Source organism: uncultured Jannaschia sp. (assembly GCF_947494055.1).
Classification (GTDB): domain Bacteria; phylum Pseudomonadota; class Alphaproteobacteria; order Rhodobacterales; family Rhodobacteraceae; genus Jannaschia.
Genome location: NZ_CANLTR010000259.1, coordinates 1 through 221, shown reverse-complemented (window position 1 = coordinate 221; position 221 = coordinate 1). Strand labels below are relative to the sequence as shown.

The window sequence follows — 221 nt, the reverse complement described above, 5'->3', positions numbered from 1 at the left end:
CGACGGATACCAACGCCATTGTCACGCCGGAAGTCCGCGATGGTCTTGTGATCCGGAACGAGCCGCCCGGTCAGCCACATGAGTTCTACATTGCGCCCCGCCTCGCGCTCGAGCCGTCGACTGGACGGGATGCGGTTCAGATACCCGTAGATGAAAAGCTTCAGCAGCATCGCGGGGTGGTAGCCCGGACGCCCGGTCCTGGCCGGAGCACAGCGGACGAA

Annotated in this window: 1 protein-coding gene; it reads right to left on the bottom strand. The window is 64.3% G+C overall.

What is annotated here, in order from left to right; all coding sequences use genetic code 11:
* The coding region (locus tag Q1A87_RS24080) for a transposase (RefSeq protein ID WP_299657469.1) at nt 1–221 on the bottom strand (221 nt) is incomplete at both ends.